Genomic DNA, 16,491 nt, shown 5'->3' with positions numbered 1-16,491 from the left:
TCCACACAAATCGGGCTTTTACGGGATAAGCATATTAAACATGTAACTCATCAACGTTTAAAAACTGGAGGGAATTAATCATGAAATTTTTTATTGATACTGCAAATCTTGAGGATATAAAAAAAGCATATAAACTTGGAGTTTTAGCTGGTGTTACAACGAATCCTTCTTTAGTAGCAAAAGAGGGCATTAAATTTGAAGACCGTATTGCAGAAATTTGTCAGGCAGTTCCTAAAGTTGAATCTGTTTCGGCAGAAGTAACGCCAGATGCTGTTACAGCTGAAGAGATGATCGCCCAAGCAGAAGAACTGATTAAAATTAACGGTGGCGATGAAAAAGTTACAATTAAACTTCCGATGACGTTAGCAGGATTAGAAGCTTGTCGCTACCTTACTGAAAAAGGTGTGAAAACGAATGTTACACTTATTTTCACGGTGAACCAAGCACTTTTAGCTGCTCGAGCAGGTGCAACGTACGTTTCTCCATTTTTAGGACGTTTAGATGATATTTCTGAAGATGGTGTACTATTAGTTGCTAAAATTGCTGAATTATTCGATGTTCATCAACTAGATACACAAATTATTGCGGCTTCTGTTAGACATCCAGATCATGTAACTCGTGTAGCGATGGCAGGTGCTCACATTGCAACAATCCCTTATAAAGTAATTGAACAACTTGCTATGCACCCATTAACAGACCAAGGTATTGAGAAATTTGCTGCTGATTGGGCGAAAGCGCCTAAATTATAATGTTATGAAAGTGAAGGTGCTTTCCGAAAGTTGTTTTTCATGAGAAGACAAATCCTAAGTAACTTCATCGTTTAAAGTGGATACTGAGTTTGTAGTCTTACTACGTGAAAACAGCAAGAGAAGAAAGTGTCATTCACTTTTAAAAAAGGGAAAATTGATCGCGCGAAGCGTTTATCACAATAACATTATAATTATGGAAGAGAAATCCCCTTATCAGAGAGGTGAGTTAACATGTATCTCTGATAAGGGAGATTCTTTTTGTATAAATTATTATTTTGTGAAGATGATTTGTTTATCGATATATAAATTCTTACTCATGAAAGAACTATATAGGTTCTCTTAATTGTATAGCAATTTTGAAAGGGTTTACATAAAGGGGTGGAACTGCGTATGAATATGTACCTTTTAATGATTACATTATTATCAATCGTAATTGTTATTTTAGGGGTATCGTGGTGGAGATGGCATGCATTTATTAGTTTAACGATTGCAAGTTTGTTTTTAGCAATTATGTCTGGGATGCCAATGGATAAAATAGTGAGTGCTTATGAAACGGGAGTCGGCAGTGTTCTCGGGCATTTAGTAGGTATTTTAGTATTAGGTACAATTTTAGGGAAAATGATGGCAGAGTCAGGTGCTGGAATGCAAGTGGCAGAGTTCTTTATTAAATCCTTTGGGATAAAAAACTTACCATGGGCGATGTTAATTGCAGGTTTTATTATTGGAATCCCGGTGTTTTTTGAAGTAGGCATTTTAATATTACTGCCGTTAGTAATTTCAATTCATAAAACAACGAAACAAAATATTTTATTGATAGCATTACCAGCAATTGCTGGGCTATCTGTCGTACACGGCCTTGTTCCTCCACATCCAGGGGCCATAGTTGCAATTGGTATTTATAAAGCGAATCTTGGGAAGGTACTAATGTATTCACTCATTATTACATTTTTTGCAGCGATTATTGCAGGTCCTATATTTGCGAAATGGATTCACAAACGTGTAATTCCTGAAAATGAGCCGGAATTGATTCGTGTAAATACAAAATCAACGAAATTACCAGGAATAGGAGTTTCATTTTTAGTTATATTGTTACCTGTTATGTTAATGGTTTTAGCTGCAGCAGCTCCTTATGTGCCTCTTTCTAATACTTTGATGAAGATTGTCACATTAATCGGTAGTCCTATAATTGCACTATTGATTGCATGTTTTGCGGCGTTCTATTTTCTTGGATTTCGTCAAGGTATCGATAAAAAAGCTATTAAGAAGATAACAGAAGATAGCTTATTACCAATTGGTTCAATTGTTGCGATTATTGGTGCTGGTGGGGGATTTAAGCAAATTCTCATCGATAGTGGGGTAGGGAATGCTATTGCTCAAATGTCTGAGCATTTAGCTCTATCTCCAATTGTATTAGCATTTATAGTAGCTGGGTTAATTCGAATTGCGACAGGGTCAGCGACAGTCGCTTTAACAACAGCAGCCGGTATCGTTTCGCCAATCGTTGAAAATACGACAGGTGTGAACTTAGAGTTACTCGTTATTGCAACAGGTGCAGGAGCGTTAATGTTTTCTCACGTAAACGATGCTGGGTTCTGGATGGTAAAAGAATACCTAGGCTTAACAGTGAAAGAAACATTTAAAACATGGACAGTATTAGAAACGTTACTTTCATTTATCGCTTTTGGAGGCGTTTTACTACTCGATATGTTTGTTTAAGATAAAGATGTTTCTATTTAGATAATTGTGGCATACAACGTTATCAATAGATAAAAGGAATGTATTTTTATGGTGGGATACTGTAGCAATTTTTTGTTAGGAGGAAGAGATGGTGAGCTCAAAATATATGATTGGTGTAGATATTGGGACAACTAGTACAAAATCAGTTCTATTTTCTACTGATGGATCTGTTATTGCTAGTCATGGAATTGAATATCCTTTATATTCTCCTACACCTGAAACAGCAGAACAAGACCCAGAAGAAATCTTTCATGCAGTAATAAATACGATTAAAGAAACTGTACGAATAAGTAGTGTACAGCCGAATGATATTCTTTGTGTCTCTTTTAGTTCGGCAATGCATAGTATCATTGCTGTAGATGAAAAGGGAAAGCCGTTAACGAGATGTATCACTTGGGCAGATAATAGAAGTGCAAGCTGGGCGGAGAAAATAAAGAATGATATGAATGGTCATGAAATTTACCTTCGTACTGGGACACCAATTCATCCGATGTCACCACTTTCGAAATTAGTTTGGCTACAGAATGAGCAAGCAGAGTTATTCGCAAAAAGTTATAAATTCATTTCTATTAAAGAATATGTTTTTTACAAGTTATATAAAGAATATGTAATTGATTATTCTATAGCATCAGCGACAGGAATGTTCAATTTAAAATCTTTAAAGTGGGATGAAGAGGCTTTACATGTAGCGGGAATTACAGATAAAAAGCTTTCAAAGCTTGTTCCAACAACGCACAGTTTAACAGGATTAGATGAAGAGTTTGCCAAAGAGATGAATGTACTTGTTTCTACGCCTTTTGTAGTAGGAGCGAGTGATGGAGTACTATCTAATTTAGGTGTAAATGCAATAGATCCTGGCGTTGTGGCTGTTACAATTGGTACAAGCGGTGCGATACGTGCTGTAACAAATCGTCCTGTAACAGATCCAAAAGGTAGAATTTTTTGTTATGCGTTAACTGAAGACCATTGGGTAATCGGTGGTCCAGTTAATAACGGTGGTATGATTTTCAGATGGGCTCGTGACCAATTGGGCACTTCAGAGATTGAACTTGCAAAGCGCTTAGGAAAAGATCCATATGAGGTGCTTACTGAAATAGCAGCAAAAGTGAATCCTGGATCTGATGGTTTATTATTTCACCCGTATTTAGCAGGGGAAAGAGCTCCTTTATGGAATGCAAATGCACGAGGATCTTTCTTTGGACTTGGATTGCATCATAAGAAAGAACATCTGATACGTGCTGTTTTAGAAGGAGTAATTTATAACTTATATACAGTTCTTCTCGCTTTAAAAGAACTAATTGGCGAACCGAAAAAAATTCAAGCGACAGGCGGTTTTGCAAGGTCGGAACTTTGGAGACAGATGATGGCGGATATTTTCCATCAAGACGTATATGTTCCGGAAAGTTTCGAAAGCTCTTGCTTAGGAGCTGCAATCCTCGGTTTATATAGTTTAGGTGAAATAGATACATTATCCGTAGTTTCTGAAATGGTAGGTGCAGATTTTCATCATGAGCCAAACATGGAAAGTGTGGAAAAATATAAAGATTTAACGCCAATCTATATCCGTTTGTCCCGTCAATTGGAAGAAGAATATGAAAGTATAGCAGCGTATCAAAAAAAGTGGGTTTAAAAGCTATTTACCAAGAAAATATGGTAACGTATAAAGAGGTACTCCGATTTTTTAGGATACTCTTTCAACATAAAATATTTTAAGAAGTATGATGAATGAAAAATATAGGGAGAGAGGGTTATGAAAATGAAGGATAACAAAGAGTTTATCGGATATATTGGAACATACACGAAAGAAAATAGTGAAGGAATATATAAGTTTATTTTAGACACGGAAGCAAAAAAAATTGGTAATGTAACGCTTACTGCTAAGCTGGATAACCCTACATATGTAACGATTAACCGAAATAATGAATATCTCTATTCCGTTGTTAAGGAAGGCGAATCTGGCGGTGTAGCTGCTTATTCCATTGACAGTCATACTGGAGAACTAAAAGCGAAAAATAGACAAGTAGTAGAAGGGGCTTCTCCTTGTCATATTAGTGTTGATAGTGGAAATCATACAGTAGTTACAGCAAATTACCATAAAGGAACGATTGAGTCTTTTGAAGTAAATGAAGAAAATGGAACTGTAAATCCTGCTTCATCTATTATGGCGCATGAAGGTTCAGGTCCGAATAAAGAAAGACAAGAAAAACCACATGCACATTACGCGGGATATACTCCTGATGAAAAATATGTAGTGGGCGTTGATTTAGGGATAGATAAAATAATTACGTATGAAGTAAAAGATAGTACATTAATAGAAGTGAATAACCTGTCTGTGAATCCGGGAAGTGGACCAAGACACATTGCTTTTCATCCAAATGGAAAATACGCTTATGTAATGACGGAGCTTAGTTCAGAGGTTATTGCGCTAACATATAACTCGGAAGAAGGATCCTTTACAGAATTACAGTATATTTCTACTCTTCCAGAACAATTTGATGAAAATAGTCAAGGCAGTGCTATCCATATTTCTTCTGACGGCCGCTTTGTATATGCAGGTAATCGTGGTCATAATAGTATCGCTGTTTATAGCGTAGATCAAAACTCAGGCCAGCTTACATTTGTGGAACATACATCTACAGAAGGAAATTGGCCAAGGGACTTTGTATTAGATCCTACTGAAAAGTTTCTTGTTGCTACAAATGAAAAGTCACATAATCTTGTGTTATTTTCAAGAGATGAATCTACAGGTAAGTTAACACTTTTACAATCTGATGTTGTTGTGCCAGAGCCTGTTTGTGTGAAGTTTTTAAATATATAATTTCAGATGCCTAAACAAAAGCAAAGCGATATCGCTTTGCTTTTTATTATTTCTTTTTCGGTCTACGTACTAATTCGCCGCCGCAGTTTGGACAAACGTTATGTCTTTCTTCTGTACATGGTGCGCAAAATGTACATTCATATACACAAATGTATGCTTCAGAATCTTGTTCGAGCGATTGATCGCAAATTTGACAGTTTGTTTTCATTTCTAGTGCCATAATAAGTCTCCTTTTAGTTAGAAAATTTATAATTTAATTATAATTCATTAAATAGAAATAGTCCTTTTCAATTGAAAGGAAATCGAATGATAAAGTTATGAATTGAAACGAAAGATGCCGGTTTATTTTAAAATTGATTATTTATTACAGTTGGAATATTATGAAATAGTCAAAAGACAACAGGGGGTATAGATTTTGACTAATCATAATGATCATTTAAAAGCAAACTGCGAAAAATGCTTCGGTCTATGTTGCGTTGCATTACCGTTCGCAGCATCGGTAGATTTTGCAGTGAATAAAGATGGTGGTAAACCATGTTCCAACTTACAATCAGATTTCAAATGTAGTATACATAAAAATCTTAGAGGAAAAGGTTATAAAGGTTGTACAGTATTTGAGTGTTTCGGTGCTGGACAGAAGATTTCTCAGGGTACGTTTAAAGGGATTGATTGGCGGAAAGATGCAAAGCATGCAAGAAAAATGTACGAAGCTTTTCCAGTTATGCATCAACTTCATGAAATGCTTTGGTATTTGAATGAGGCGATTCTTTTAAAGGCAACACAGCCAATTCATAAAGAGCTGGAGAACGCAATTGAGGAGACAGAGCGACTTTCGAATTTAAATCCAGATGAGTTAATGAAAATAAATGTTCCAATGCATAGGGCAGAGGTGAACATTCTCCTTTTAGAAACGAGCGAACTAGTATGGAAGGAAATGAATACTGCGCGTAAGAAACGAATCATACACCGCGGAGCAGACCTTATGGGAGCGAATCTGAAAAAGAAAAATTTACAAGGTGCAAATTTAAGAGGAGCTTACTTAATTGCGGCTAACTTAAATGGTGCAGATTTAAGAGGAGCAGATCTCATCGGAGCAGATTTGCGAGATGCAGATATTCGCGGGGCTGATTTTACTAATAGTATTTTTCTGACGCAAGTTCAAGTTAATGCTGCGAGAGGGGATAAGCATACGAAATTACCGAAATTATTGTCCCGTCCATCGCATTGGAGTGCGTAAAGAGTGAGGAGTGTTTAGTGTGGATATATTTCAGTATTTAGAAGAGATGCAAGAGGATGTCTTTTCGTTAGCAGTAGAGCAAATAGAAGCGAAGTATTATGATATATACCGATTTGTATTGGTTTTCATGACCAAGATCCAATAATGCGAACAGGCAGAGACTAAAAATCTCTGCCTGCTTTTTATTTCTTTTCAAAAGTAGTAATTAAAACGCTACATATAATAAGAATACCGCCAATGAAAAAGTTACTATTTAATGTCTCATTTAATAAGAGCCAGCCAAGTAATGATCCAACAATAGGTTGGAAGAAGAAAAATAAGGAACCGATGCTTGCATCCATTAATTCTAATCCTTTATTCCAAAGGAAAAAGGCACCTGCTGTTGAGACGATTCCTAAGTATAATACGCCTAATATTACGTACGTATTTACTGTTCCGATAGAGGATGTTTGTAGTTCCCATATCATAAAAGGTGTAATAAAAAAGAGTGAAAAGAATATGGCATACGTTGTAATAACTAAAGATGAAAATCGAGCTGAAGCGGTTTTTACATAAATAGATAGTAAAGCCCACGTAATAGCGGCTCCAACTAAAATGATTGTTCCGATAAAATAATAGCCAATTTCAATGTCCCATCCGATTACGATAATGACACCGATTGTCGCTATTATAGTAGATAAAAGTCTACGAGCAGTTAGTTTCTCTTTCAAAATGAGCGCTGCAAATATAACCATAAATGCAGGTGTAGCTGATGTAACTAACGAGCCTGTATGAGCGTCGGATAATTTTGTTCCGATAAATTGGCATGTGATCGAAATGAAATAGCCGATAAATCCAATCCAAGCGAAGAGGAGCCAATCTTTTTTGCGAATGGTTACTTTTTTCTTTTGCTTTTTCTCAGCTAGTTTTAAAATTCCATACAAAACAACAAAAGCGATAATAAAGCGTAGCCAAACGAGTGTTAGTGGTGGGATAAAATCGAGTACGTATTTGCTAACAACATACATACCGCCCCATATACTTGCTGCTAGTGATAAATATATAGCTCCTAAAATTGTTTGTTTCATGTAAAGTACCTCCGTCTATTTTTAGGGTATTATGAGTTCCCTAAGACGAGGCGTAGTGTATGTGTTATATGATTGCCCGTCTTAGTTTATAGACGGCCTACAGGTTGATCGTTTTCGAATGAAGTGTTGTAGTACATGCGTGCATTCCTCCTCTTTAAGTTATAATGATATTATAACTTAATTTTCTGATTATTAGAGGTTGTTATGAAATATATCGTTATAAAATCACATGTTAGCAATTATCCTAATCCAATTCGCTTAGAAGAGGGGGATGTAGTGAAAATGATAGAGAGTTACGCTGGTCCGGAAAACTGGGAAAACTGGATGTTTTGTCACGAAGAGAAGTATAACCGGAAAGGATGGGTTCCGGAGCAAATTATAAGAAAAGATATGAATGGAACAGGAATTATTATAAAACAATATACTGCGAAAGAATTAAATGTGAGTATTGGAGAAAGATTGATCGGATTAGAAGAATTGAATGGATGGGTTTGGTGCGAAGGAAGAGATGGTGAGAAGGGCTGGGTACCAAAGGAAAACTTACAAAAATATTAATAATAATATTTGATCAATAATTAGGAAACATATTTTTGCTTATGAGTATATTGGTTGTAGGATAAAAAGTAGATTAATAGAGAAAGAGGAGGAGATTATTATAACTACAACCGTTATTTCACATTTTTACAATGAAGAGTATTTATTGCCATGGTGGCTTATGCATCATACGAAACTTTTTGATCATGGTATTTTAATTAATAAAGGTTCAACAGATCGTTCCGTTGAGATTTGTAAAAAATTCGCACCGCATTGGGAGGTGCGAGATTCTGTAAATCCAGAGTTTGATGCATATGCGACAGATCATGAAGTGATGAGGATAGAACAAGAAGTACAAGGATGGAAAATGATTTTAAATACGACTGAGTTTCTTTGCGTGCAAGATAAAAATCAGTTTTGGAAATCGCTAAATGAATTGGGGGGGAGGATGTATTGGCTGGACGGGCTTATTATGGTTGATGATCCTAACTACAACTATCCGGACCTTAACTTTGGAATACCTTTAATGAAACAGCGATTTCATGGTTATTTACCAGAAGATTGGCCGTTATGGAGAAGAGGTAGATTTATTCATAATCATGAGCATGGAAGTTATACGGTTGGAAGACATTTATCTGCGCATGAATCGATGATTTATCCACCTCTTGCCTGTATATTATGGTTTGGGTTTAGTCCGTGGAACGATGCGATGAGAAAGAGAAAGTTACAAATTGGTCCGACTCTTTCTGAAGCTAGTAAGCATGGGGGAATGGGGACGCACCATATTATTACGTCGGAAAGATTAGGAGAATGGTATAAGGAATTAGCGAGAGGAACGAAGGATTTACGTTTTAATGATGCATATCGTTATGTTTTTGTATAAATGATTTCCACCATAAAATTGTTTCTTCAATTCCTGTATTTAGATCGTATGTTGGTTTCCAGTTTACTTCAGTTTTTAAACGTTCTACATTAACCCCGACAAATAAAGGTTCATCTTTAGAGAAAGGGATTGCACCTAGTTTAATTAAATGTTCTTTTCCTATCTTTTTAGCAATGATAGAAGCTAACTTTTTAATTTGTACAGATTGACCAGAAGCGATATTGATGGTGCCTGTAACGCTGTGTTCTAATATTGTTACGAGAGCGTCAGCGACGTCACTCACATGGAGGAAATCTCTCGATTGTTTTCCATGTGTACATAGTGCTTCCTCGTTTTTTAATAAGGAAGTGATAATGTTAGAAACGAGCCGATTACCTTGTTCGTGAGGTCCATACATATGAAAAATGCGGCCCCAACACATGCTGAGGCCTGTTTGTTGTGCATACGTTTCTAGCCAGGAGTGCAGTGCATTTTTACATAAAGAATACGGGGTTTTATAGGAAAGGAGCGGTGAATCTTCAAATAATACGCCGTTAAACCATTCGTACTCTGCGCCAGTACCTGCAACGACAACACGCTTTCCGCCGCATGTTGTGAAGTGTTGAATCAATGAAATACTAGACTTTAGCCAATAGTAATTATTAATAGATACATAGCATGCTGGTGGCACTGCTTCCCAAGCAAGGTGAATTAGATGGCTAGGCTGAACATCCGAAATGAATTGTTTTACTTCGTCATCGCGAAGCAAGTTTACTTTATGCCAATGGCAAGGGAGGTGAGAGGGGTTATTTTTATTATACGTGGCGTGCACTTCATATCCCTTTTGTATAAGTGAATGTACAACATATTTACCTATCCAGCCACTACCACCTGTTACAACAACTTTCTTCATGGCTCGATCACCTCAATTTCTGGAACCGTCACTAAAAATTTACCGCCCCATTCACGAATGAAAGAGCATTCTTTCATAATTTCGTCTTTCAAATTCCAAGGAAGTATAAGAATGTAATCCGGTTTTGTACGTTTAATTTCTGCTGGAGATTTTATTGGAATACGAGTTCCTGGTAAAAGGAGATTTTGTTTGTGAGGATTTTTATCTACTGTATAAGCTAGAAATTCTTTACCTATCCCGCAATAATTCAAAAGGGTGTTTCCTTTAGCTGGAGCACCGTAACCGATAATTTGTTTGTTTAAAGCTTTCGCTTCAATAAAAAACTTTAAAATATTTATTTTCAATTGTTCGATGCGTTTAGAAAAAAGGAGATAGCAATCTAAAGTATCTAACCCGTGGTCGACTTCTTTTTGAATTAATTTTGTAACATTGGAATGGATAGTTGATTGGGCACTTAGATGGTTTACAAAAATCCGTAAGGAACCACCATGCGTTGAAAGTTCTTCTACATCAACAATTTGTAAATGATGATAACTTAAAACTTTTTGAAGGCTTATAAGTGAGAAGTAGGAAAAGTGCTCATGGTAGATAGTATCGAACTGTTTAAAGGATATGAGGTTTAATAAGTGTGGGAATTCAATTGTTATCGTGCCATCTTGTTTTAATAACGTTTTTAAACCGGCAACAAAATCATGCAAGTTTGGAACATGTGCTAATACGTTATTTGCGACGATTAAATCAGCTTGTGGCAATTTTTTTGCTAAGTCATTACTGAAAAAATTTACATGAGTAGGAATTCCTTTTTTGATAGCAATTTCTGCTACGTTTTTCGCGGGTTCAATTCCCAATGTCTCGATATTTTCTTTTTTAAAGTATTGTAATAAGTACCCATCGTTACTTGCGATTTCAATCACTTTTGAATGTTTCGTTAAGTTGAAACGCTTAATAGCCATTTCTACATATTGTTTAGCGTGTAGTAGCCAACTTGAGGAGTAAGAGCTGAAGTATAAATAGTTATGAAAAATATTTTGTGGGGATTCAAATTCATCTAGCTGGACGAGTAAACAAGAGTTACAAACAAATGTGTGCAGCGGATAAAAAGGTTCCATTTTATATGAGCTTTCAGGAGCTACAAATGAATTAGCAAGAGGGGAAACGCCCAAATCTAAAAAAGTGTTGGTTAGTAATGAGTGGCAAAAACGGCATTTTTTCTGTTCCATTTTATAGCCCCCTTATAAATTTTTGAATGCATCGATTTGTTGTCGTGTGAAAGATTCTATATTTTCACCAGATGCATATTTTTTGTACCAATCAACAGTCCAAGCGATAGCATCATCTGTTGATAACTTAGGAGTCCAGCCGAGTTTGTTTACTGCTTTTGTACTATCGAGTGTTAAAACAGGTGATTCATAAGGAGTATTTGTAGAGGAGGAAATGATTGTTAGTGGGTTATTCCATAATTTTATTACAGATTCAATGACATCATGAACGGTTCTGTTAGGTTCATTCATTGGGCCGAAATTCCACGCTTCTGCATATTTAGCATCATTCCAAAGTTTCTCAGCTAAAAGGATATAGCCATGTAAAGGATCTAAAACATGTTGCCACGGACGGACGGCATATTTGTTTCGAATACACAAAGTATGATTGTGCAAATATGCCCGAATGATATCAGGGAATAATCGGTCTTCTGCCCAATCACCACCGCCGATGACGTTACCAGCTCTGACTGAGGCGAGTTTCTGGGTATTAGTGCGGAAGAATGATTTTTGATAGGATGTTGCGGCTATTTCAGCGCAAGCTTTACTAGCGCTATAAGGATCGAAACCTCCTAGTCGGTCATTTTCCACGAACGCTCGGTCGCCACTACCGTCATTCTCATAACATTTATCGCTTGTCACATTAATAATGGCACGTACGCTTTCGACGGACTTTGCTGCTTCTAGCACGTGGACAGTACCTAAAACATTCGTTTTGAATGTATCGATAGGATTTTTGTATGAAGCGGTTACGATTGGCTGAGCTGCTAAATGAAATATTATGTCAGGTTTATGCTGCTTCATGGCATGAAATAAAGAATGGTAATCTGTAATATCGCCTTTCATTGTCGTGCACTCTTTTGCTACGTTACCTTGTTCAAAAGTGTTAGGAATGGATGGGGGATGAGAAGAAAAGCCTACTACTTCTGCACCTAAAGAACTTAAGAAAAGGGTGAGCCAGGAGCCTTTAAATCCAGTATGTCCTGTAATAAATACTTTTTTCTTATTCCAAAAAGATGATGAAGCCATATTACCAAACCTTCCACGGAGCGTTATTACTTTCCCATAGCTCGACTAATTTATTTTTATCGCGCAATGTATCCATCGGATGCCAAAAACCAGAATGTTGATATGCGGCCAATTCATTTTTGTTTACTAACTGAACTAAAGTGTCTGTTTCAAAAACAGACTTATCTCCACTAATGTAATTGAAAACTTCAGGATTTAAAACGAAAAATCCACCGTTAACCCATCCGCCATCACCTAATGGTTTTTCTTGAAAAGATGTTACAGACTGTTTATCTAATATGAGAGAACCAAATCTACCAGGAGGTTGTACGGCAGTAACAGTAGCCATTTTTCCATGTTTTTTATGGAATGTAATAAGTTCTTTTATATTTACATTACTTAATCCATCACCATAAGTGAGGCAGAAAGGTTCGTCTCCGACATAATTTTTAATCTTTTTCACTCGGCCACCCGTTTCGGTATTTACACCAGTATCGATTAGTGTAACTTTCCATGGTTCTACACGATGAGAATGGCTAGTAATTGTATTATCGTTTAACTGTATTGTGAAATCAGACATGTGTAAGTTGTAATTTAGAAAGAACTCTTTAATTGCATATCCTTTATAGCCTAAGCAAATAATAAACTCAGTAATCCCGTAATGACTATACAAACTCATAATGTGCCATAGAATGGGCTTTGTTCCAATTTCAATCATAGGTTTCGGTTTTAAATGTGTTTCTTCCCCAATTCTTGTACCGTACCCACCAGCAAGAATAACAGCTTTCATTTTTTCCTCCTAAAATAAAAATTTATTATTTATACAGTATTCATGTTTTATGCAAATGAGATTGTTTTTGATTAAGTGAATGAAAATGTTTGAGGTGATGACGATGCAGAAAATATTACGGTTTGAATTTTGGGAATAATTCTTGATATTCAGGGTTATGACGGAGGTCTTGTGTTAGGTTACTAAGCTCTAAAAAACGTATGTCCAGTACTTCAGGAGATTGACCGTAATGTGTTTGAAGTCCCATTTGAACACCCCTTTTTGAAAGGGTAGGTGTAATTTGTAATTTTCTTGCCTTTGATTGTTCATTCCAAGGGCTAAAATAAAATTTTAAAATAAATGAAGGATAGTCATAAATTATATATCCGTGCCGCGAATGATGTCTACCAGGTAAATATGCACCGTCTAGATGATTGTGAATAAATCTCCAAGCACATCCGAGATTTGGGTTATAAGGGAAGACACCGTGGTATCGCTGTTCTACTAAGGGGATAGAATATCTAGGCTTTGAATAATTATAATTATGATTATCTATCATTAAAATCATTCTAATCGCATACATGTTTTGGCCTAGTGTATGAAGAGATGAAAAAAATTCTTCAGTATTATTACAACAAAAGAATTCAGTAGTATTTAAAACGATTTTCCAACCTGAAACTTCTCTTTCAATTTCCATCACTTCAATATCAGTATTAGTTGGATCAAACTCAAGAAATCTTGAATTTCGTACTTCCCAGTGGGGTGCTAATAGTTTACAAATCTCTACGGAACGATCTGTAGACCCTCTATTAATTAAAATGCCGTGATCGAATATTTTCGTGTGATGCATAAGCCACCATGGAAGTAGGTATTCTTCATTATAAAAATGAGAAATGATTGTCTTTTTCATATTAATTCCCTCCTATACAAGCAATCATTATTAGTAGGATATGCTTTTAAATAAGAAAGGTTAAAAGTGGCAGACAATGTAGTGATTAGGTAGTAGTTTAGTAATTTTATTGTATAAGTGTAGATTACTCGTATTGAATCATCATAGGAGGAGATTGGGATTTTGTATAAATTGTGAATAATAAACCGTCACGTTTGACTGTACAGTTTATGTATTGTATGATGTAAGTAATATAAACAAGGGGGGAAGATCGTTGGGAAGGTGTATCGAATCGGACAGTTGGCTCTCATGGCTCACGTGTCGAAACGAACGATTGATTATTATACGAATCTAGGTATCTTAAAAGCGGAGCGATCTCAATCTAATTATCGCTATTACGACGAAACAGCATTTGAGACATTACAATTTATTGAGAAGTGCAAAGAAATGCATATGCCGCTTTGTGAGATTAAAGAGAAAATCGAGGAGAAGAAGAAGCTGCTCGGTATCAATGAACACGTTTCGAAACAAGTGAATGAAGTGACAGACCATATTCATCAATTAGAAGTGGAGCTTACTGAGTTAAAGCCGCTTTTAGATGGATTGACTGATTCACAACGTGAAAAAATATCGAAATCTTTATCTGGTCAAACGACAGCTTTAATACAGACACTTGCTCTATTATTATAGAATAAGTGAAATCCGACCTCTTTAATTTTTGTATCGGGCTATGTTTTCTAACGAACAAATAAGAAAACATTATAGTATACAGGAGGTGGACACCTTAGTTTTTTAACTAAGGGGATTCATTGGAAATATTTAATTTAGTCATGGTTGCGATTTTAATCGCATTTACTGGATTTTTCGTAGCAGCAGAGTTTGCGATTGTAAAGATACGTTCAAGCCGTATCGATCAGCTTGTTGCGGAAGGAAAACGCGGTGCTTTAGCAGCGAAAAAGGTAACAACAAATTTAGATGAATATTTATCTGCTTGTCAATTAGGTATTACAGTTACAGCTATGGGATTAGGTTGGTTAGGTGAACCGACAATTGAAAAGTTATTACACCCGTTATTTGAGAAATGGAACTTAAATCCTTCTATTTCATCAGTATTAACATTTGGTCTTGCTTTTATGATTATGACGTATTTACACGTTGTAGTAGGGGAATTAGCTCCGAAAACGATGGCAATTCAAAAGGCTGAAAGGGTAACGTTATTATTGGCAGGTCCATTAATGATGTTCTATAAAGTAATGTATCCATTTATTTGGGTATTGAACGGTTCAGCTCGTGTGATAACTGGTTTATTCGGTTTAAAGCCAGCTTCAGAACATGAAGTAGCTCATACAGAAGAAGAATTACGTCTTATCCTTTCAGATAGCTATGAAAGTGGCGAAATTAATCAAGCTGAATACAAGTATGTAAATAACATTTTTGAATTTGATAATCGTATTGCAAAAGAGATTATGGTACCGCGAACAGAAATCGTTGGTTTCTACCTGGAAGATTCAGTAGAAGAACACATGAAAGTGATCCAAAATGAGCGATACACACGTTATCCGATTTTTGGAGAAGATAAAGATGATATTATCGGTATGGTCAACGTAAAAGATTTCTTTATTCGATATATGACCGAGGATCAAAAAGATTTATCATCTATTCGCTCGTATATGCGTCCGATTATTGAAGTGATGGAAACGACTCCAATTCACGATTTATTACTTCAAATGCAGAAGAAGCGAATTCCGATGGCTGTTTTATATGATGAGTACGGAGGAACAGCCGGAATTGTAACGCTTGAAGATATCTTGGAGGAAATCGTCGGCGAAATTCGTGACGAATATGATGAAGATGAAGCACCGCCAATTCAACATGTGAACGAGCAACATATCATTGTTGATGGAAAAGTGCTTATCTCAGAAGTGAAAGATTTATTTGGATTACACATCGAAGAAGATGATGTGGATACAATCGGTGGATGGATTATGATGCAAAATCATGAAATCGAAGAAGGACAACACGTTGAGGCGGAAGGTTATGAATTTAAAGTGTTAGAAAAAGACGCTTACCAAATTAAACGTGTTGAAATTCGTAAGATGGAACAAGAACAAGAAGAAGAGAAAGCAGCAACTGTGTAAGTTGCTGCTTTTCTTCTAAAGTACAAAAAATGAGAACTTAGGAGCGGATATTTTGATTCAAGAAGCCTTACGTGTATATCGATTACAATTGTATGTGATCTTTAGTGGTTTACTACTTATGTGGACGATTACTCCGTTTGGAAAACAAGTGACAGGGTTCGGTATTGGATTAGCAGTAAGCGCCTATTGTCTTTGGTTATTAGCTCGAAGAGTGGAGAAACTCGGAAAAAGTATCGTAATGAAGGAAAAGGCTCCTGGATTAGGAGTTTTAAACCGATTTGCAGCTGCTATTTTAGGAGCTATCATCATGTATGAAATTGAGCATGAGATGGAAATGTGGGCATTCGGTACAGGTATTTTAGGTGGTCACTTTTTAATGATTGCAAATTTAGCGTATGCAAATATGCAGTTAGTGAAAGAAGAAGAGAAGCAAAGGGAACATGCTTCGAAAAACATAGAGCTATGATGAAAGGGACCTAATCGGGTTCCTTTTTTATTTTAGTAATTTGGT

Annotated in this window: 18 protein-coding genes; 11 read left to right on the top strand and 7 right to left on the bottom strand. The window is 36.2% G+C overall.

Going from position 1 to position 16,491, the window contains the following annotated elements:
• The first annotated feature begins 80 nt into the window (after positions 1-80).
• The 4 genes from fsa (at position 81) to NST27_RS16430 (ending at position 5,304) form a co-directional block, all read left to right on the top strand.
• Entirely contained in the window at positions 81-749 is a 669-nt protein-coding gene (gene fsa / locus NST27_RS16445; protein ID WP_000667676.1) for a fructose-6-phosphate aldolase, read from the top strand.
• A gap of 390 nt (positions 750-1,139) precedes the next feature.
• Complete coding sequence (gntP, locus tag NST27_RS16440) at positions 1,140-2,465, top strand: gluconate permease GntP (RefSeq protein WP_001057623.1); 1,326 nt, start codon at positions 1,140-1,142, stop codon at positions 2,463-2,465.
• Positions 2,466-2,574: 109 nt separating this feature from the next.
• Positions 2,575-4,116: a gluconokinase gene (gntK, locus tag NST27_RS16435; protein WP_001986475.1), complete on the top strand. Its 1,542-nt coding sequence runs from the start codon at positions 2,575-2,577 to the stop codon at positions 4,114-4,116.
• 120 nt (positions 4,117-4,236) lie between these two features.
• On the top strand, positions 4,237-5,304 hold the full coding sequence (locus NST27_RS16430; RefSeq protein ID WP_000782206.1) for a lactonase family protein: 1,068 nt from the start codon (positions 4,237-4,239) through the stop codon (positions 5,302-5,304).
• A 46-nt stretch (positions 5,305-5,350) separates the two neighbouring features.
• Here NST27_RS16430 and NST27_RS16425 read toward each other — a convergent pair whose 3' ends face one another.
• A complete protein-coding gene (locus tag NST27_RS16425; RefSeq protein WP_001162788.1) occupies positions 5,351-5,524 on the bottom strand; it encodes a DUF1272 domain-containing protein in 174 nt (57 codons plus the stop codon).
• Positions 5,525-5,719: 195 nt separating this feature from the next.
• Between NST27_RS16425 and NST27_RS16420 the strand changes: the two genes are divergently transcribed.
• Together NST27_RS16420 and NST27_RS16415 are read left to right on the top strand one after the other, a co-directional pair.
• Positions 5,720-6,541: a pentapeptide repeat-containing protein gene (locus NST27_RS16420; RefSeq protein ID WP_000181435.1), complete on the top strand. Its 822-nt coding sequence runs from the start codon at positions 5,720-5,722 to the stop codon at positions 6,539-6,541.
• Positions 6,542-6,560: 19 nt separating this feature from the next.
• On the top strand, positions 6,561-6,686 hold the full coding sequence (locus NST27_RS16415; RefSeq protein WP_255256462.1) for a hypothetical protein: 126 nt from the start codon (positions 6,561-6,563) through the stop codon (positions 6,684-6,686).
• 37 nt (positions 6,687-6,723) lie between these two features.
• On the opposite strand, the gene NST27_RS16410 is transcribed toward NST27_RS16415, so the two are convergent.
• Positions 6,724-7,608, bottom strand: coding sequence for a DMT family transporter (locus NST27_RS16410; protein ID WP_000814765.1), 885 nt, complete (start codon positions 7,606-7,608; stop codon positions 6,724-6,726).
• Between the two features lie 204 nt (positions 7,609-7,812).
• On the opposite strand from NST27_RS16410, the gene NST27_RS16405 reads away from it, so the two are divergent.
• Positions 7,813-8,163 carry an SH3 domain-containing protein gene (locus NST27_RS16405; RefSeq protein ID WP_000875289.1) on the top strand — a complete coding sequence of 117 codons (351 nt, stop codon included), beginning with the start codon at positions 7,813-7,815 and terminating at the stop codon, positions 8,161-8,163.
• A gap of 61 nt (positions 8,164-8,224) precedes the next feature.
• A complete protein-coding gene (locus tag NST27_RS16400) occupies positions 8,225-9,025 on the top strand; it encodes a glycosyltransferase family 2 protein (protein WP_076774856.1) in 801 nt (266 codons plus the stop codon).
• On the opposite strand, the gene NST27_RS16395 is transcribed toward NST27_RS16400, so the two are convergent.
• The 5 genes from NST27_RS16395 to NST27_RS16375 all read right to left on the bottom strand — a co-directional run bounded on the left by NST27_RS16395 (position 8,994) and on the right by NST27_RS16375 (position 13,863).
• On the bottom strand, positions 8,994-9,917 hold the full coding sequence (locus NST27_RS16395) for an NAD-dependent epimerase/dehydratase family protein (protein WP_000758375.1): 924 nt from the start codon (positions 9,915-9,917) through the stop codon (positions 8,994-8,996). The two genes, NST27_RS16400 and NST27_RS16395, sit on opposite strands and share 32 nt — an antisense overlap.
• On the bottom strand, positions 9,914-11,137 hold the full coding sequence (locus NST27_RS16390; protein ID WP_000435776.1) for a class I SAM-dependent methyltransferase: 1,224 nt from the start codon (positions 11,135-11,137) through the stop codon (positions 9,914-9,916). Before NST27_RS16390 ends, NST27_RS16395 begins: the two co-directional genes overlap by 4 nt.
• Positions 11,138-11,149: 12 nt before the next feature.
• Entirely contained in the window at positions 11,150-12,205 is a 1,056-nt protein-coding gene (gene rfbG, locus NST27_RS16385) for a CDP-glucose 4,6-dehydratase (protein ID WP_000168667.1), read from the bottom strand.
• A gap of 1 nt (position 12,206) precedes the next feature.
• Entirely contained in the window at positions 12,207-12,974 is a 768-nt protein-coding gene (gene rfbF / locus NST27_RS16380) for a glucose-1-phosphate cytidylyltransferase (RefSeq protein WP_000648800.1), read from the bottom strand.
• A gap of 115 nt (positions 12,975-13,089) precedes the next feature.
• Positions 13,090-13,863, bottom strand: a complete 774-nt coding sequence (locus NST27_RS16375) for a glycosyltransferase family 2 protein (protein WP_000750973.1) — start codon at positions 13,861-13,863, stop codon at positions 13,090-13,092.
• Positions 13,864-14,124: 261 nt separating this feature from the next.
• On the opposite strand from NST27_RS16375, the gene NST27_RS16370 reads away from it, so the two are divergent.
• From NST27_RS16370 to NST27_RS16360, 3 genes are all read left to right on the top strand, one after another.
• Complete coding sequence (locus NST27_RS16370; protein WP_000285635.1) at positions 14,125-14,532, top strand: MerR family transcriptional regulator; 408 nt, start codon at positions 14,125-14,127, stop codon at positions 14,530-14,532.
• 119 nt (positions 14,533-14,651) lie between these two features.
• Positions 14,652-15,980, top strand: coding sequence for a hemolysin family protein (locus NST27_RS16365; protein ID WP_000402258.1), 1,329 nt, complete (start codon positions 14,652-14,654; stop codon positions 15,978-15,980).
• A gap of 52 nt (positions 15,981-16,032) precedes the next feature.
• Entirely contained in the window at positions 16,033-16,446 is a 414-nt protein-coding gene (locus NST27_RS16360) for an ATP synthase subunit I (RefSeq protein ID WP_000613876.1), read from the top strand.
• Positions 16,447-16,491: the final 45 nt, after the last annotated feature.

The organism is Bacillus sp. FSL W8-0770, from assembly GCF_038008705.1.
GTDB classification, from domain to species: Bacteria; Bacillota; Bacilli; order Bacillales; family Bacillaceae_G; genus Bacillus_A; species Bacillus_A cereus.
This window is presented reverse-complemented; position numbering and strand designations above follow the sequence as displayed.